General features: G+C 63.6%; 16 protein-coding genes. 5 read left to right on the top strand and 11 right to left on the bottom strand.

Annotation, left to right across the window (positions count from 1 at the left end; translation table 11 throughout):
- Window positions 1-289: 289 nt before the first annotated feature.
- The 4 genes from asd to leuC all read right to left on the bottom strand — a co-directional run bounded on the left by asd (window position 290) and on the right by leuC (window position 5552).
- A complete protein-coding gene (gene asd / locus G3N97_RS27195; RefSeq protein ID WP_065060008.1) occupies window positions 290-1411 on the bottom strand; it encodes an aspartate-semialdehyde dehydrogenase in 1122 nt (373 codons plus the stop codon).
- Between the two features lie 364 nt (window positions 1412-1775).
- Window positions 1776-2843, bottom strand: coding sequence for a 3-isopropylmalate dehydrogenase (gene leuB / locus G3N97_RS27190; RefSeq protein WP_065060010.1), 1068 nt, complete (start codon window positions 2841-2843; stop codon window positions 1776-1778).
- A gap of 636 nt (window positions 2844-3479) precedes the next feature.
- On the bottom strand, window positions 3480-4130 hold the full coding sequence (gene leuD / locus G3N97_RS27185) for a 3-isopropylmalate dehydratase small subunit (RefSeq protein ID WP_065060011.1): 651 nt from the start codon (window positions 4128-4130) through the stop codon (window positions 3480-3482).
- 12 nt (window positions 4131-4142) lie between these two features.
- Window positions 4143-5552 carry a 3-isopropylmalate dehydratase large subunit gene (gene leuC / locus G3N97_RS27180; protein WP_065060012.1) on the bottom strand — a complete coding sequence of 470 codons (1410 nt, stop codon included), beginning with the start codon at window positions 5550-5552 and terminating at the stop codon, window positions 4143-4145.
- A 425-nt stretch (window positions 5553-5977) separates the two neighbouring features.
- Here leuC and G3N97_RS27175 point away from each other — a divergent pair, with 425 nt between their 5' ends.
- On the top strand, window positions 5978-6919 hold the full coding sequence (locus tag G3N97_RS27175; protein ID WP_205996121.1) for a MipA/OmpV family protein: 942 nt from the start codon (window positions 5978-5980) through the stop codon (window positions 6917-6919).
- Window positions 6920-6999: 80 nt separating this feature from the next.
- On the opposite strand, the gene G3N97_RS27170 is transcribed toward G3N97_RS27175, so the two are convergent.
- On the bottom strand, window positions 7000-7764 hold the full coding sequence (locus G3N97_RS27170; RefSeq protein WP_205996120.1) for a M48 family metalloprotease: 765 nt from the start codon (window positions 7762-7764) through the stop codon (window positions 7000-7002).
- 289 nt (window positions 7765-8053) lie between these two features.
- Between G3N97_RS27170 and G3N97_RS27165 the strand changes: the two genes are divergently transcribed.
- From G3N97_RS27165 to G3N97_RS27155, 3 genes are all read left to right on the top strand, one after another.
- Window positions 8054-9037: a TerC family protein gene (locus G3N97_RS27165; RefSeq protein WP_205996119.1), complete on the top strand. Its 984-nt coding sequence runs from the start codon at window positions 8054-8056 to the stop codon at window positions 9035-9037.
- 153 nt (window positions 9038-9190) lie between these two features.
- Window positions 9191-9457, top strand: coding sequence for a zf-TFIIB domain-containing protein (locus tag G3N97_RS27160; protein WP_205996118.1), 267 nt, complete (start codon window positions 9191-9193; stop codon window positions 9455-9457).
- 49 nt (window positions 9458-9506) lie between these two features.
- On the top strand, window positions 9507-9917 hold the full coding sequence (locus tag G3N97_RS27155) for a TerB family tellurite resistance protein (protein ID WP_205996117.1): 411 nt from the start codon (window positions 9507-9509) through the stop codon (window positions 9915-9917).
- A gap of 114 nt (window positions 9918-10031) precedes the next feature.
- Here G3N97_RS27155 and G3N97_RS27150 read toward each other — a convergent pair whose 3' ends face one another.
- Both G3N97_RS27150 and G3N97_RS27145 read right to left on the bottom strand, forming a co-directional pair.
- The gene (locus G3N97_RS27150; protein WP_205996116.1) at window positions 10032-10688 is read right to left on the bottom strand and encodes a response regulator transcription factor; all 657 of its coding nucleotides are present in this window, start codon (window positions 10686-10688) and stop codon (window positions 10032-10034) included.
- A 48-nt stretch (window positions 10689-10736) separates the two neighbouring features.
- Entirely contained in the window at window positions 10737-12071 is a 1335-nt protein-coding gene (locus G3N97_RS27145) for a HAMP domain-containing sensor histidine kinase (protein WP_205996115.1), read from the bottom strand.
- A gap of 221 nt (window positions 12072-12292) precedes the next feature.
- Between G3N97_RS27145 and G3N97_RS27140 the strand changes: the two genes are divergently transcribed.
- A complete protein-coding gene (locus G3N97_RS27140) occupies window positions 12293-12757 on the top strand; it encodes a VOC family protein (protein WP_205996114.1) in 465 nt (154 codons plus the stop codon).
- Window positions 12758-12879: 122 nt separating this feature from the next.
- Here the strand turns inward: G3N97_RS27140 and gltA are convergent, their stop codons facing one another.
- The 4 genes from gltA to G3N97_RS27120 all read right to left on the bottom strand — a co-directional run.
- On the bottom strand, window positions 12880-14181 hold the full coding sequence (gltA, locus tag G3N97_RS27135; protein WP_065060020.1) for a citrate synthase: 1302 nt from the start codon (window positions 14179-14181) through the stop codon (window positions 12880-12882).
- 79 nt (window positions 14182-14260) lie between these two features.
- Window positions 14261-14527, bottom strand: a complete 267-nt coding sequence (locus G3N97_RS27130; protein ID WP_167068785.1) for a succinate dehydrogenase assembly factor 2 — start codon at window positions 14525-14527, stop codon at window positions 14261-14263.
- A 15-nt stretch (window positions 14528-14542) separates the two neighbouring features.
- On the bottom strand, window positions 14543-15244 hold the full coding sequence (locus tag G3N97_RS27125; RefSeq protein ID WP_065060022.1) for a succinate dehydrogenase iron-sulfur subunit: 702 nt from the start codon (window positions 15242-15244) through the stop codon (window positions 14543-14545).
- 29 nt (window positions 15245-15273) lie between these two features.
- A partial coding sequence (locus G3N97_RS27120; protein ID WP_205996113.1) for an FAD-binding protein occupies window positions 15274-16385 on the bottom strand: 1112 nt, incomplete at its 5' end.

Here is a 16385-nt window from a genome sequence, read left to right as displayed (position 1 = left end):
GCCTTGCGCGTGCGCCGCGCCGGTTGCCGCAGCCAGCGCGAACGCCGTGGCCGCGATGGCGGCGCGCAGCGTCAGGCGCGCTTGCGGAAATGGAGTGGAAACAGAGTCGAGTCGAACGGTCATCAGTTGCCCTGGCACACCGCTCGCGCGGCTGTCGATGAAACGGGAATTCGTTGCGGGTGGTCGCGGACGTCGTGTGAACGCCAATCCGCGAAAATAAAAAAGCGCCGCGACTGGCGCGGCGCTTTTTCCACCTTCTACGCGTCATTAGCCGCGTAGTTTAAATGATTCACTTGTCGAGCAGAATGCGCAACATGCGACGCAGCGGCTCGGCGGCGCCCCACAGCAGCTGATCGCCGACCGTGAAGGCCGACAGATACTCGCCGCCCATTGCCAGCTTGCGCAGGCGGCCGACCGGCACCGACAGCGTGCCCGTCACCTTCGCGGGCGACAGATCCTGCATCGACGCTTCGCGCTCGTTCGGCACGACCTTCACCCAGTCGTTGGCCGACGCGAGGATGCCGTTGATCTCGTCGAGCGGCACATCCTTCTTCAGCTTGATCGTGAGCGCCTGCGAGTGGCAGCGCATCGCGCCGATACGCACGCACAGACCGTCGACGGGGATCGACCCCGGCTGGCCCATGGCCGGCTTGCCGAGAATCTTGTTGGTTTCCGCGCCGCCCTTCCACTCTTCCTTCGACATGCCGTTGCCGAGATCCTTGTCGATCCACGGAATCAGCGAGCCGGCGAGCGGCACGCCGAACTGGCTGGTGGGCATGGCGTCGCTGTTCATGGTGGCGAGCACCTTGCGGTCGATGTCGAGAATCGCCGACGACGGGTTCGCCAGATCGGTCGCGACGGCCGCGTTCAGCGCGCCCATCTGCGAGAGCAGCTCACGCATGTTCTGCGCGCCCGCACCCGAAGCGGCCTGGTAGGTCATGGCCGTCATCCAGTCGACGAGGTTTTCGCGGAACAGGCCGCCGAGCGCCATCAGCATCAGGCTGACCGTGCAGTTGCCGCCGACGAAGTCCTTCTGGCCCTTGACCAGCGCGTCCTTGATGACGTTCAGGTTGACCGGGTCGAGGATGATGACCGCGTCGTCCTTCATGCGCAGCGACGAGGCCGCGTCGATCCAGTAACCGGTCCAGCCTGCCGCGCGCAGCTTCGGATACACGTCGTTCGTGTAGTCGCCGCCCTGGCAGGTGATGATGACGTCGCACTTCTTGAGCTCGTCGACGCTGTTTGCGTCCTTGAGCTTCGTCTCGTTTTTGGCGAACGACGGAGCCGCGCCGCCTGCGTTGCTGGTGCTGAAAAACACCGGTTCGATCAGGTCGAAATCACGTTCTTCCTGCATGCGCTGCATCAGCACGCTGCCGACCATGCCGCGCCAACCTACGAGACCTACGTTCATGACTAACCCTTGATTTGGACACTTCCCCGCTTCGCTCGCCCGGCGTGGCCGCGCGGGGAAGATGAGCGGGCACGACGAGCGATCAACGCGTGATGATCGTTTTCGTAATGGTTTTCGTGTTGATGGCGAGCGAAATCGCACGGGCCGTTTTATCGCCGTGGATGTTCGAAACAATCGTGATCGGGGAGATCTTCGCCATCGGAACAATATACACGAAACAGTTAAATTGCGCGGCAAAAACCGCACTTTCCGCTATGTAGCGCCCGTGTTTCGCCAGCCCGAAATACGGATGCGAAACACGGGTGCGAAATCATGCGAAAACAAAAAAGGGCACGCCACCGAAGGCCTGCCCTTTCGTTCTGCTTTACAGCGCGGCGAGCACTGCGTCGCCCATCTCCACCGTGCCGACCTTCTTGCAGTCCGGCGTGACGATGTCGGCGGTGCGATAGCCTTGCTCCAGCACCTTCTTGACCGCGGCTTCGATGCGATCGGCCTGCTCTTCGCGGCCGAGCGAGTAACGCAGCATCATGGCGGCCGAGAGGATCGTGGCGAGCGGATTCGCGATGCCCTTGCCCGCGATGTCCGGCGCCGAACCGTGCGACGGCTCGTACAGACCCTTGTTGTTCTTGTCGAGCGAAGCCGAGGGCAGCATGCCGATCGAGCCCGTGAGCATGGCCGCTTCATCCGAGAGGATGTCGCCGAACATGTTGCCCGTGACCACCACGTCGAACGCCTTCGGCGCCTTCACGAGCTGCATGGCCGCGTTGTCGACGTACATGTGCGAGAGCTCGACTTCCGGATATTCCTTCGAGACATCGATCATGATGTCCTTCCAGAACTGCGAGGTTTCGAGCACGTTGGCCTTGTCGACCGAGGTCAGCTTCTTCTGGCGCTTTTGCGCGGCCTGGAACGCGACGTGAGCGATGCGACGCACTTCGGGTTCCGAATAGCGCATCGTGTCGAAGCCTTCGCGGGCGCCCTTGAAGAGACCATCCGGCGATTCGCGCAGACCGCGCGGCTGACCGAAGTAGATGTCGCCGTTCAGTTCGCGCACGATCAGGATGTCGAGGCCCGACACAATTTCCGGCTTCAGCGACGACGCACCCGTGAGTTGCGGATAGCAGATGGCCGGGCGGAAATTCGCGAACAGTTCGAGGTGCTTGCGCAGACCGAGGATGGCTTGTTCCGGGCGCAGTGCGCGTTCGAGCGAATCGTACTTCCAGTCGCCGACGGCGCCGAACAGGATCGCGTCAGCGGACTTCGCCAGCGCGAGCGTGGCTTCGGGCAGCGGATGACCGCTCGCTTCGTAGCCCGCGCCGCCAACCGGCGCTTCTTCCAGCTCGAACTTTTCGCCGAGCGCGTTGAGGACCTTGACGGCTTCCTTGACGATCTCGGGGCCGATGCCGTCGCCCGGCAACACTGCAATCTTCATTTTTTGATTCCTCGGGGTGGTTCGGGGTGGTCTGGTTGGGGGATGTTTTTCGCGGTTCGCGTTTCCTTGCGGTTTCGCGTTTCCTTGTTTTCTTGTCGGTCTGCTAGCGTCGCCCCTGTGCGGGGCAGCACCTACTTTTCTTTGCAGCCGCAAAGAAAAGTAGGCAAAAGAAAGCGGCTCACACCGCCAGTGTGACGCAGTGCACCTCTCGCCCACCATCGAAGTGGCTCCGGAGCATCCGTCACCCCGCACATTCCCACTCAGTGACAAAGGACTCATCCATCCCGCCTCGCGCTACGCGCTCAGCGGAAGGGTCCACCGAAAACCCTGGTGCTCCACCGTTTTTCGGTTATGCCCCGCGGCGCGCGGAGCGCTGCCGGAGGAATGAGCCCTTTGTCACTCCGTTGGGTGGCGAGTGAAGCCGGATGCTCCGGAACCACTACCCGCGAAGGTGCGGGGTGGACGGCGTCACACTGGCGGTGTGAGCGGCTTTCTTTTGCCTACTTTTCTTTGCCGCGGCAAAGAAAAGTAGGTGCCGCCCCGCACAGGGGCGACGCTGGCAAACCGACAAGAAAACAAGAAAACGCGAAAAAAAAGCGCCTACCTCAAAAAAACATCCCCACCAACCAAACCCACTTAAATAACGCGATTCTTAAGCCACGGCTGACGCACAAGCCGCTCGGCTTCGTACTGACGAATCTTGTCAGCATGCCGCAGCGTAAGCCCGATATCGTCAAACCCGTTCAACAGACAGTAGCGACGAAACGCCGCCACTTCAAACGGATACTCCTTCGAGCCATCGGTTGTACGCACAACCTGCTTATCCAGATCAACAGTCAACTGAAACCCATTAAACGCATAAGTTTCGTTGAACAGATGATCGACATCCGCTTCGCTCAAAACGATCGGCAGCAGCCCGTTCTTGAAGCAGTTGTTATAGAAAATATCGGCGAAGCTAGGCGCAATGATCGCGCGAAAGCCGTACTGATCGAGCGCCCACGGCGCATGCTCGCGCGAGCTGCCGCAACCGAAATTCTTGCGCGTCAGCAGCACCGAAGCGCCCTGATAACGCGGCTGGTTCAGCACGAAATCCGGATTCAGCGGGCGCTTCGAATTGTCCTGCCCCGGTTCGCCATGATCCAGATAACGCCATTCGTCGAACGCGTTCGGCCCAAAGCCCGTGCGCTTGATCGACTTGAGAAACTGCTTCGGAATGATCGCGTCCGTGTCGACGTTCTCGCGATCGAGCGGCGCCACGACGCCGGTGTGTACGGTGAATTTTTCCATGATCGTGTTGCCTTAACCGAGCTTGCGAATGTCGACGAAATGACCTTCGATGGCAGCCGCCGCGGCCATCGCCGGGCTCACGAGGTGCGTGCGTCCGCCCGCGCCCTGACGGCCTTCGAAGTTACGGTTCGAGGTGGACGCGCAACGCTCGCCCGGTTCCAGACGGTCCGCGTTCATCGCGAGACACATCGAGCAGCCCGGCTCGCGCCATTCGAAACCCGCTTCCGTGAACACCTTGTCGAGACCTTCGTGTTCGGCTTGCGCCTTCACGAGACCCGAACCCGGCACCACCATCGCGAGACGGATATTCGGCGCCACGCGGCGGCCGAGCTTCTTCACGACATACGCGGCCGAGCGCAGATCTTCGATACGCGCATTCGTGCACGAGCCGATGAAAATCTTGTCCGGCTGGATCGACTCGATCGGCATGTTCGGCTCGAGCGCCATGTATTGCAGCGCGCGTTCCATCGCGTCGCGCTTGACCGGATCCTTCTCGCGCTCGGGGTCCGGCACGCGGCCGTCGACCGATGTGACCATTTCCGGCGACGTGCCCCACGTGACCTGCGGGACGATGTCGGCTTCCGACAGTTCGACCACGCGGTCGAAGTGCGCGCCTTCGTCGGAACGGAAAGTCTTCCAGTATTCGACGGCCTGATCCCACTCCACGCCCTGCGGCGAGAACGGACGGTTCTTCAGGTAGTCGACCGTGGTGTCGTCCACCGCGACCATGCCGGCGCGCGCGCCGCCTTCGATCGCCATGTTGCAGACGGTCATGCGGCCTTCCATCGTGAGACCGCGGATCATCGAGCCGCCGAACTCCATGGCGTAGCCCGTGCCGCCCGCCGTGCCGATCTTGCCGATGATGGCGAGCACGATGTCCTTCGCGGTGCAGCCGCGCGGCAGCGTGCCTTCGACCTTCACGAGCATGTTCTTGCTCTTCTTCTGCAAGAGCGTTTGCGTGGCCAGCACGTGCTCGACTTCCGAGGTGCCGATGCCGTGCGCGAGCGCGCCGAACGCGCCGTGCGTGGACGTGTGCGAGTCGCCGCAGACGATCGTCATGCCCGGCAGCGTCGCGCCCTGTTCCGGACCGACGATGTGCACGATGCCCTGGCGCTGGTCGGTCATCTTGAATTGCGTGATGCCGAAGGCGTCGCAATTCGAATCGAGCGTGTCGACCTGGAGCTTCGAAACCGGGTCGGCGATGCCGTGGCTGCGGTCCGTGGTGGGCACGTTGTGATCGGAAACGGCCAGGTTCGCGCTGATGCGCCACACCGGGCGCTCATGCAGCTTCAGGCCTTCGAAAGCCTGCGGGCTGGTGACTTCGTGCAGCAGATGACGGTCGATGTAGAGGAGCGTCGTGCCGTCGTCTTCCGTGTGGACCACATGCGAGTCCCACAATTTGTCGTAGAGCGTCTTTGCCATGATATGCGGGGAGTAAGTGACTGCGGGGGGCAATACTTTTGTGAATTGATTATGCCACGCGAAAGCCGCACCCCGCATCGTCCCGATTCAAAAAAAGCGATAAAAAACAGTGAGTTGGGTGGTAGTGGCGATACCTGTATCGCTGTTACCCGGCGTGGCGCGCACGGGAAATCCGGCGCGTTTCTGTCGCGATCGACGTGTGCTTTTCGTGAGCGCCGAAGCGGAAGCCTTTGTTTTTCCGATTGATTTCTGGCGGCCACGCGCTCGCGCGGAAACGATGTCGCGTGCATGGAACTGCGACCGTGAGTGCCACATCAGGCACGTCGTTTGCGTGATGTGCGCCGCCGCACGATGCCCGGTTCTGTGATTCCATCACACTGAAACAACGGTCACGTCGCGGCAGCACAGGCAATCATGGAGGCCTCATGCCACTTGCAACCCGTACCGCGTACAAGAAAACAAGCAGAACAAGCCTGATCCCGCGGCGGCAACCGCAGGCCAACCCGGACCACCGCCGGCGCGGCGCGCGCCACGCATCGCTCGCCGTAGCGGCCACGGTCTGCGCATTCGCGCTCGCGCCGCGCGCCCACGCACAGACGCCTTCGCCGCTCGGCGAGTGGCAGTACTCGGCGGGGATCCCGCTCGAAAAGCTCTATCAGCCCGACCGGCCCGACTTCGAGGCGCGCCTCGGCGTGGGCGCGACCTTCGAGCCGCGCTACGACGGCTCGGACCGCTATCACATGATGGCCGGGCCCAGCATCGACCTGCGCTACAAGGACATCCTGTTCGGTTCGACCGGCGAAGGCTTCGGCGTGAACTTTCTGCAAGGGCAGAACTGGCGCCTGAGCATCGCCGCCGCCTACGATCTCGGCCGGCGCGGCAACGACGATCCGACGCGCCTGAACGGCATGGGCAATATCAATCCCGCGCCGCTGATGAAGATCGCGGGCGAATACGTGATCTCGAAGGACTTCCCGCTGGTGTTCCGCGGCGCGTTCACGCGCAGCTTCGGCGGCTCGAACGGCTGGACCGCCGACTTCGGCGCCTACATGCCGCTGCCGGGCAGCAGCCAGCACTTCTACTGGTTCGCCGGTCCGTCGGTCACGTTCGCGGATTCGAACTACATGCAGAGCTGGTTCGGCGTGACGCCGCAGCAGTCGGCGGCGTCGGGCTACCGGCAGTACGACGCGAGTCCCGGTCTGAAATCGGCGGGCTTCGGCATCACGATGGTGTACTTCGTCAACAAGCACTGGTTCGTGAGCGCGGACGGCGCGATCAAGCGCCTGCTCGGCAGCGCCGCGCGCAGCCCGATCATCCAGACGAAGACCGAAGGCGTCTGCGACGTCTCGATCAATTACCAGTTCTAGCCAGTTCTAGCCGGTTCCATCGCCTTCCGACCTGGCGGCCGGCACTCGCCCGCCGCCAGATTGATCGGATCAGGCCCGCCTCAGCCTTCCTTCTTGATCCGATTCTGAATGTGCTGCGCGCGGCTCGGCGACGACGGATGCGAACTCAGCATCGAACTCTGCCCGCCGTCCATTTCCGCCAGCTTCTGGAACGCCGTGACGAGGCCCGCGCGGTTCATGCCTTTCTTCTTGAGCAGGTCGAACGAGTAGTCGTCGGCCGCGCTTTCCTGCGACTGCGAAAACTGCGCGTTGATGAACTTCTCGGTGAGGTCGCCGAGCTGCGACGTGCTCAACGCCGACGCCATCGAATTGCCCGTCGCGCCCGCCGCCGTGCGCGCCGCGCTCACGGTGTACGCCGTCTGCATGGCCTTCTTCGAATGACCGAGCGCGACGTGGCCCATCTCGTGGCCGATCACGCCACGCAGTTCGTCGTCGCTCATCTTGTCCATCAGGCCGCTGTAGACGCGCACGCAGCCGTTGCCCATCGCCCACGCGTTGATGTCGCTCGTCTCGTAGACCTTGTAGTCGATCTTCTGGCCGTTCAGCGTCATGTCGCCGAAGCCGCTCATGACCTTCGTGAGACGCTTGCCGTAAGCGCTGTTCGACGCGGCCACCTTCGACTGCGCGTCGCTCGCCTTGCAGGCGTCGTTCGAGACCGCGACGATGTCGCTGTCCGAGAGCGTGGCCGCCTTGAACAGCGTCGCGCCCGCCGAAACCGCCGCGTTGGGATCGAGACTTTGCAGCGACGAACAGGCGCTCAGCGCAACCGCGAGTCCGCACGCGAGGCCAATCTTGCCAGGTGTCATTCTTGCCATCCTTTCGTTGTTGTAAGGATCGACGAATCTAGCACCGCCCCTCTTTCCCATATTTGCGCGGTGCGGCGATCAAGCGCCGCGCCTGGATCTTCGTCAATCCGGCGTCAGTCTGCGCGCCTGCTCGCCCGCAGACTGACGCAAACAGACTCGAACGGACTCGAACGGACTCAAACGGACGCGCCTCATTCCTCGCTCATTCTTCAGGACTAAGCTAGGCCGATGAGCCCCTCGGGCTCGCCCTTCCCCGCAATCCGATTCGAGGCCCAAGGACCTGACCGCCATGCTCACGCCGATCCTCTCCGCCAGTTTTCTCGGCCAGCCCGCGTGGCTGTGGGTCGCTTTCATCGTGGTCGTGATCGCGCTGCTCGTGCTCGATCTCGGCGTGCTCCATCGCGACGATCACGAAATCGGCATCCGCGAAAGTCTGTGGCTCTCGCTCGGCTACATCACCGTCGGCGTGCTGTTCGGCGGCTTCGTCTGGTGGCAGCTCGGCGCCGAGCCCGCAACCGAGTACCTGACCGGCTATCTGATCGAAAAATCGCTGTCGCTCGACAACGTCTTCGTGATCGCATCGATCTTCGGCGCGCTCGCGGTCCCGCGCGTGTACCAGCATCGCGTGCTGTTCTGGGGCATCGTCGGCGTGCTGGTGCTGCGCGCGCTGATGGTCGGGCTCGGCGCCGCGCTGGTCGCGCGCTTCGAGTGGATGCTGCTCGTGTTCGGCCTCTTTCTCGCGATCACGGGCGTGAAGATGCTGTTCGGCTCACAGGAAGAAACGCACGTGGAAGACAGCCGCATCCTGCGCGTGATTCGCCGCGTGCTGCCGGTCGCGCCGCAAATCGAAGGCGGCGCGTTCGTGGTGCGGCGCGCGCATCCCGTGACCGGCAAGCTCAAACGCTACGCGACGCCGCTGCTCGTCGCGCTGCTGATGATCGAATTCGCCGATCTGATCTTCGCGGTCGATTCGATTCCCGCGATCTTCTCGATCACGACCGATCCGTTCATCGTCTATACGAGCAATATCTTCGCCGTGCTCGGCCTGCGCGCGCTGTTCTTCGCGCTCGCGGCGATGGCGCACCGTTTCTACTACCTCAAGCACGCGCTCGCGCTCGTGCTGGTGTTTATCGGCGCGAAGATCTTTCTGGTGCATTTCATCGGCAAGATGCCGGCGCTGGTGAGCCTCGGCGTGACAGCCGCGCTGCTCGCCGGCGGCGTGCTGCTGTCGCTGGTGAAGACGCGCGGCGGCAATGTGGACGCCGCGAGCTAGCGCTCCGAACGCGCCTCAAACGGCGCCACAAACGCGCTCCTCATTTTTCGCTCATTTTCGTCTGCGAGGATGAATTCCATCGGGGCCGCGCAGCTCGCAACGGCAAGGCTCAGGCGGCACCCGATGGCCTGTCCATTCATCACGGAGCGCATCATGAAATGCCCGAACTGCCCTGACGTGACGCTTGCGATCTCGGAGCGTCAAGGCGTCGAACTCGACTATTGCCCGGAATGCCGCGGCGTCTGGCTCGACCGCGGGGAACTCGACAAGCTGCTCGACCGCACGGCCGCCGCGCAAACCACGCACTCGCGCCAACTCGACGACGGCTACAGCGCACAGCAAGGCTCGCATCATCGCGCGCATCGCGACGAGTACGCGCCGCGCCGACGCAAATCGTGGCTCGGCGATCTGTTCGACTGACGGCGCGACTGAAGACGCGATTCTTTTTCAACCACAAGGACATCTGACCATGCGAACCTACACCAGCAACAGCCCGCAGGCCGCGGGCCGGATCGTCGCCATCGCCCTGCTCGCCGATGGCCACCTCAGCAGCAGCGAACTGAGCGCCGTGCATCACGCGCGGATCGCGGAACGCCTCGGCCTCGCGCAGGGCGAATTCGGCACCATCCTGCAGGGGCTCTGCGAGGATCTGCTCGTGAACGCGCACCTGAACTGGAGCGACGCGTGCAAGCTCGACTCCGACGTCATGCAGCACGTCATGCGCGAGTTGGAAGACCCGGTGTTGCGCGCCGAGGTGCTCAATCTGTGCCACGTCGCGGTTTATGCCGACCGTCACGTGGCCGATAGCGAAGCCGCGCTGCTCGCGGCGCTCTCGCGGGCGTGGCAGGCGCATCCGTGGCAGCGTCTGCTGGCGTCGTAAGCGCGCGCGCATCGCCAGCGCACCTATCGTTTTGCGCGGGCGGCGCGGTCTTCCCCTCGCGTCGCGCGCCTCGCGGCGAGTCCCCCGCTCGCCGCGCTTTTCTCCGCGTCTGCGTCAGACGCACACCGCCCAGCCGAGTCCGCGCACGTTGCGGATGACCGCATGACCGAACTTGCGCCGCACGCTGTAGATCACCGCGTCGACCGCGTTGCTCTCCACTTCCTCGCCCCAGCCGTAAAGCCGTTCCTCGATCTGCTGACGCGAGAGAATCGCGCCGGGGCGTTCGAGCAGCGCGAGCATGAGCGCGTATTCGCGCGCGGAGAGATCGTCGCTCTGGCCGTCGAACGTGAGGCGGCGCGCGTTCATGTCCAGCGTCACGCGCCCGCTGCCCATCGTCGCTGAAGCGAAACCCGACTTGCGCCGCACCACCGCGCGGATGCGCGCGAGCAGTTCCTTGCTCTCGAACGGCTTCACGAGATAGTCGTCGGCGCCGAGATCGAGCCCTTCCACGCGCGTATCCACATCGTCGCGCGCGGTGATGACGATGACCGGCGTCGTGTCGTTCGACTCGCGCAGCCCGCGCAGCACGTCGAGACCGCTCATGTCGCCGAGCCCGAGATCGAGCAGGATCGCCGTGTACGACCCGTCGCGAATGGCCGCGCGACCGCTCTCGCCCGTGCGCACCCAGTCGACGCTATAGGTCGCGTCCTTGAGCGCGCGCAGCAGCGCGGGCCCGATCAGCAGATCGTCTTCGATCAGCAGAATCCGCATCGCCCCAATTCCTCAGTATGCCTGTCGATATGCGCTCAACCTGCGCCCTCACGCGAGCGGCAGTACGATGCGCGCGACGATGCCGGTCTGGCCGTCCTCGCGATTTTCCAGCGTGACGCGCCCGCGATAACCGTGCGCGAGCGCCTGCGCGATCGCGAGCCCGAGGCCGCTGCCTTCGGCGTCGTTCGCGCCCGCGCGGAAAAAGCGGTCGAAGATGCGCGGCAAATCGGTTTCGGCGATGCCGGGACCGTCGTCGAGCACCTCGATCGTCACGCTGCGCGCCTCGCGCCGCACCGACACGTCCACGCGCCCGCCCGCATGCACGTAGCGAATTGCGTTGTCGATGAGATTGCGCGTCAGCACGCGCAGATCGGCTTCGGTCGCATGCACGCTCGCCTCATCGAGACGCTCGACGCCGAGATCCACGCCGCGCGCGTCGGCGAGCGGCAGCAGGTCGGCCAGCACCTCGGTCACGAGCGGCGCGAGCGCGATGTCCGCGAGCGCGCGCTGCGCCCCGCCGATCTCCGCGCGCGCAAGCCCGAGCAACTGCGAGACGAGCGCGCCCGTGCGCGCCACGCCGCGCCGCAACTCTTCGAAGCGTTCGCGATATTGATCGGGCGGCGCGTCGCGCAGATTGTCGATCTGCAACTGCATCGCGGAAATGGGCGAGCGCAATTCGTGCGCGGCGTCGGCGATGAACTTGCGCTCGGTGTTCACGAGCAGCGCGAGGCGCTCGATCATGCGGTTGATCGACTCGATGAACGGCCGCAGCTCGACGGGCGCTTTCGCCACGTCGAGCGGCTTCAGTTCGCGCAGATCGTGCAGATCGACCTGCGCCGCGCGACGCCCGACGCGTTCGAGCGGACGCAGCGACACGCGCACCGTCACGGCAATCGTGAGCGCGAGCAGCGGCAGCAGCGCGAGCACCGGCAACAGGCTCCAGAACGCCACGCGCAGCGCGTTGCGATTGCGCATGCTGCGCGATTCGGCCACCTGGATGTGCTCGTCGCCGGCGGCGAGCGCGAACACGTCCCAGGTCTCGCCGTCGTAATCGATCGATGAAAAACCGGCCAGCGCGCGCGGCAAGGCGATATCGGCGTCGCTCGTGCGGCTCGGCGCGGACGCGTCATTCGCGGACCAGATCTGCACCACGAAATCGTCGGACGGACGACGCGCGCCGTTCGCCGTGGCCACGTGGTGGCGCTGCGGCGGTGCGCCCGCCTGCACGTGCGCGGCGGCGTCGCGCAGGCCCGTGCTGAACTCGCTCGCAAGGCTGCGCACCACGAGGAAGGTGCCGAGTGCGCCGAGCAGGCCCACGACGATCGCGAGCGTGCCGATGGCGATGCTCAGACGGCGGTGCAGGGAATTCGCGGCGAAGAACATGGAGCGGCTCGGCGATCTGGACGATGCGGGTGATCGTGGCAGAAAAGGGGGACGTGTCCATGATAAAGGATTCGCGGGGTGCGGCTGCGCGCGCGGCTGAACGGCGGCGAGCGGATCGTCACGGCGCACGCGAGCGCCGCGCGACGGTGCTAGATTCGTTCCACGCAGTGCCCGCGCAGTGCGTCCGTAATGCGTTATTCGAGACACGACAGGAGACGATCATGAGCGACACCTCGCAACGCCCGGCCTTCGGCAGCGCGATCTATTACCGCGACCCGCGCGCCGCGCTCGACTGGCTCGAAAAGGCGTTCGGCTTCACCACGCAGTTCGTCGTCACCACGCCGGACGGCAAAGTCTGCCACTCGGAAATGCGCTTCGAGGACGGCTACATCATGGTCTGCGGCGAGTGGCCAGGCATGCCCTCGACGAGCCCCGCCGCGGTCGGCGGCAAGAACACGCAGTCGGTGCACGTGCAGCTCAGGCGCGGACTCGACGCGCATTGCGAACGCGCGCGCGCCGCCGGCGCGACGATCGTGCGCGAGCCCTCGGACCAGTTCTACGGCGACCGCGTCTACGCGGCCTGCGACCCGGAAGGCCACGTGTGGAGCTTCGGCGAAGCGGTGCGCCAGGTCTCGCGCGAGCAAGCCGAACAGGCGAGCGGCCTGAAAATCGACGGCTGGATTTGAGGGCGGATCTTGACGTGAAGGCCCGAAAAAGAAAACGCCCCGCCGGAACAAACCCGGCGGGGCGTTTTTCGCTTGCCGCACGACGCGCCGCAATGGCGCGCCGTACGAACAGGCGATGATGCTTAGCGTTGCGAGATCGGCTTCGCTTCGCGCGGCGTGTTGCCGATGAACAGCTGACGCGGACGGCCGATCTTCTGTTCGGGGTCGGCGATCATTTCGTTCCACTGGGCGATCCAGCCCACCGTACGTGCCATCGCGAAGATACACGTGAACATCGAGGTCGGGATGCCCAGCGCGCGCTGAACGATGCCCGAGTAGAAGTCGACGTTCGGGTAGAGCTTGCGCGACACGAAGTATTCGTCTTCGAGCGCGATCTTTTCGAGCGCCATCGCGAGCTTGAACAGCGGATCGTCGTGCAGGCCCAGTTCTTCGAGCACTTCGTGGCACGTTTCGCGCATCAGCTTCGCACGCGGATCGTAGTTCTTGTACACGCGGTGACCGAAGCCCATGAGCTTCACGCCCGAGTTTTTGTCCTTCACCTGCTTGATGAATTCGGGGATGTTTTCCACCGAACCGATTTCCTCGAGCATGTTCAGCGCGGCTTCGTTCGCACCGCCGTGCGCCGGGCCCCACAGACACGCGATACCGGCCGCGATACACGCGAACGGGTTCGCGCCCGACGAACCTGCCAGACGGACCGTCGAGGTCGAAGCGTTCTGTTCGTGGTCAGCGTGCAGGATCAGGATACGGTCGAGCGCGCGCACGAGCACGTCGTTGACCTTGTACTCTTCGCACGGGTTCGAGAACATCATGCGCATGAAGTTCGCGCTGTACGACAGATCGTTCTGCGGGTACACGAACGGCTGGCCGATCGAGTACTTGTACGCCATGGCGACGAGCGTCGGCAGCTTCGCGATCATGCGGATTGCCGAAACTTCGCGATGCTTCGCATTATTGATGTCGAGCGAGTCGTGGTAGAACGCCGACAGTGCGCCAACAGCCGCGACCAGAATGGCCATCGGGTGCGCGTCGCGACGGAAGCCACGGAAGAAGAACTGCATCTGCTCGTGAACCATCGTGTGCTGCGTGACGGTCTTCACGAACTCGTCCTTCTGCGCCTGGTTCGGCAGCTCGCCCTTGAGCAGCAGATAGCAGGATTCGAGGAAGTCGGCGTTTTGCGCGAGGTTGTCGATCGGGTAGCCGCGGTACAGCAGCTCGCCCTTGTCCCCGTCGATATACGTGATCGCCGAGTTGCACGATGCCGTCGACATGAAGCCCGGGTCATACGTGAACTTGCCGGTCTGACCGTACAGTTTGCGGATGTCGATCACATCCGGGCCCATGGTGCCCTTGTAGATCGGCAGTTCGACGCTCGGCGAATTGTCGCTGAACGATAGCGTGGCTTTTACATCAGACGGGGTCATAGCACATCCTCAATCGAAGATAAACACAGGATTCGATAGTTTGCACGTCCGGCGCGGCGCCTCCTGGCGTCACCGCGTCTCAAACGTTGCGAAGCAGCTCCAGCACCCGCTTCACGTCCGGGTCGGCAAGGTTGCCTTCTGGTTCCTTGCGCGCGAGCAGCAAGTCCATCAGGTCGTTATCGCTCAGCTCGAGCAGGCGCGTAAGAGCGCCCACGTCGGCGTCGCTGAGGTCATGCTCATAGCGGTCGAAAAATCGCTCGAAAATAATGTCGTTTTCGAGCATACCGCGCCGCGCGCGCCAGCGAAGGCGCGCGCGGCGATGAGGGTCAGACTGGTGCGAGTCCATTCGTTCTCGCCGTGGTCAAACCGCGCGGCGGACCATCAGTTCCTTGATCTTGCCGATCGCCTTCGTCGGGTTCAGGCCCTTCGGGCAGACGTCGACGCAGTTCATGATCGTATGGCAACGGAACAGACGGTACGGATCTTCGAGGTTATCGAGACGCTCGCCGGTGGCTTCGTCGCGGCTGTCCGCGATGAAGCGGTAAGCCTGCAGCAGGCCGGCCGGGCCGACGAACTTGTCCGGATTCCACCAGAAGCTCGGGCACGACGTCGAGCAGCTCGCGCACAGAATACACTCGTACACACCGTCGAGTTCGTCACGCTGCTCGGGCGACTGCAGACGCTCTTTTTCGGGCGGCGGCGTGTCGTTGATCAGGTACGGCTTGATCGAGTGGTACTGGTTGAAGAAGTGCGTCATGTCGACGATCAGGTCGCGCACGACGGGCAGGCCCGGCAGCGGGCGCAGCACGATCTTCGCCGGCAGGTCGTTCAGGTTCGTGAGGCACGCCAGACCGTTCTTGCCGTTGATGTTCATCGCGTCCGAACCGCACACGCCTTCACGGCACGAACGGCGGAACGACAGCGTTTCGTCGACTTCCTTGAGCTTCACCAGCGCGTCGAGCAGCATGCGCTCGTGCGTGAGTTCCAGCTCGTACGTCTGCATGCGCGGCGCCGAGTCCTTGTCCGGATCGTAGCGGTAGACTTCAAAAATACGTTTGGCCATTTCCCAATTCCTTTTGACTGGCGTGTGCCTTAGAACGTACGCGCCTTCGGCGGCACGGACTCGACGGTCAGCGGCTTCATGTGAACCGGCTTGTAGTCAAGACGGTTGCCTTCGCTGAACCACAGCGTATGGCGCAGCCAGTTTTCGTCGTCGCGGTGTTCGTAATCGCTGTGTGCGTGCGCGCCACGGCTTTCCTTACGGGCTTCAGCCGAGACCATCGTTGCCTGCGCAACTTCCACGAGGTTCGCCACTTCGAGCGCTTCGACGCGCGCGGTGTTGAACACCTTCGACTTGTCCTTCAGGTGAATGTGCTTCGCCTGTTCCGTGACTTGCGCGATGTCCTTGACGCCTTCGGCCAGCAGCGCCGAGGTACGGAACACGCCAGCGTGCTTCTGCATCGAGCCGCGGATTTCGTTCGCGACGCTCTGGGCGTATTCGCCCGAGGTCGAGTTGTCGAGCTTCGCGAGGCGAGCGAGCGAGAAGTCGGCGGCGTCGGCCGGCAGCGGCTTGTGCTCCTTGAGCTCCTTCACGTGCTTGACGATGTGGTTGCCGGCAGCACGGCCGAACACCACGAGGTCGAGCAGCGAGTTCGTGCCCAGGCGGTTCGCGCCGTGCACCGAGACGCACGAGCATTCGCCGACGGCGTAGAAGCCGTTGACGACTTCTTCGTGGCCCTTCGGCGTGCCAACGACCTGACCGTTGATGTTCGTGGGGATACCGCCCATCTGGTAGTGAATCGTCGGAACGACCGGGATCGGTTCCTTGATGCAGTCGACGTTCGCGAACTTCAGCGCGATTTCGCGGATCGACGGCAGACGCTTCAGGATGGTCTCGGCGCCGATGTGCGACAGGTCGAGCAGCACGTGATCCTTGTGCGCGCCCACACCGCGGCCTTCCTTGATTTCCTGGTCCATCGAACGCGAAACAAAGTCACGCGGCGCCAGATCCTTCAGCGTCGGCGCGTAACGTTCCATGAAACGCTCGCCATTCGAATTACGCAGAATGCCGCCTTCACCGCGCACGCCTTCGGTAATCAGCACGCCCGCGCCGGCCACGCCGGTCGGGTGGAATTGCCAGAATTCCATGTCCTGCAGCGCGATGCCCGAACGCGCGGCCATGCCCAGACCGTCGCCCGTGTTGA

Source organism: Paraburkholderia sp. Ac-20347, assembly GCF_017104805.1.
Lineage (GTDB): Bacteria > Pseudomonadota > Gammaproteobacteria > Burkholderiales > Burkholderiaceae > Paraburkholderia > Paraburkholderia tropica.
The sequence above is the reverse complement of the archived record's forward strand: the minus strand, read 5'-3'. Positions and strand labels throughout refer to the sequence as shown.

Coding starts and splice junctions, on each gene's coding strand:
- G3N97_RS27140 (WP_205996114.1), top strand. CDS start 12,293: ATGAGCGACACCTCGCAACGCCCGGCCTTCGGCAGCGCGATCTATTAC.
- G3N97_RS27170 (WP_205996120.1), bottom strand. CDS start 7,764: ATGACACCTGGCAAGATTGGCCTCGCGTGCGGACTCGCGGTTGCGCTG.
- G3N97_RS27125 (WP_065060022.1), bottom strand. CDS start 15,244: ATGGCCAAACGTATTTTTGAAGTCTACCGCTACGATCCGGACAAGGAC.
- leuD (WP_065060011.1), bottom strand. CDS start 4,130: ATGGAAAAATTCACCGTACACACCGGCGTCGTGGCGCCGCTCGATCGC.
- asd (WP_065060008.1), bottom strand. CDS start 1,411: ATGAACGTAGGTCTCGTAGGTTGGCGCGGCATGGTCGGCAGCGTGCTG.
- G3N97_RS27160 (WP_205996118.1), top strand. CDS start 9,191: ATGAAATGCCCGAACTGCCCTGACGTGACGCTTGCGATCTCGGAGCGT.
- G3N97_RS27150 (WP_205996116.1), bottom strand. CDS start 10,688: ATGCGGATTCTGCTGATCGAAGACGATCTGCTGATCGGGCCCGCGCTG.
- G3N97_RS27175 (WP_205996121.1), top strand. CDS start 5,978: ATGCCACTTGCAACCCGTACCGCGTACAAGAAAACAAGCAGAACAAGC.
- G3N97_RS27165 (WP_205996119.1), top strand. CDS start 8,054: ATGCTCACGCCGATCCTCTCCGCCAGTTTTCTCGGCCAGCCCGCGTGG.
- G3N97_RS27145 (WP_205996115.1), bottom strand. CDS start 12,071: ATGTTCTTCGCCGCGAATTCCCTGCACCGCCGTCTGAGCATCGCCATC.
- gltA (WP_065060020.1), bottom strand. CDS start 14,181: ATGACCCCGTCTGATGTAAAAGCCACGCTATCGTTCAGCGACAATTCG.
- G3N97_RS27130 (WP_167068785.1), bottom strand. CDS start 14,527: ATGGACTCGCACCAGTCTGACCCTCATCGCCGCGCGCGCCTTCGCTGG.
- leuC (WP_065060012.1), bottom strand. CDS start 5,552: ATGGCAAAGACGCTCTACGACAAATTGTGGGACTCGCATGTGGTCCAC.
- G3N97_RS27155 (WP_205996117.1), top strand. CDS start 9,507: ATGCGAACCTACACCAGCAACAGCCCGCAGGCCGCGGGCCGGATCGTC.
- leuB (WP_065060010.1), bottom strand. CDS start 2,843: ATGAAGATTGCAGTGTTGCCGGGCGACGGCATCGGCCCCGAGATCGTC.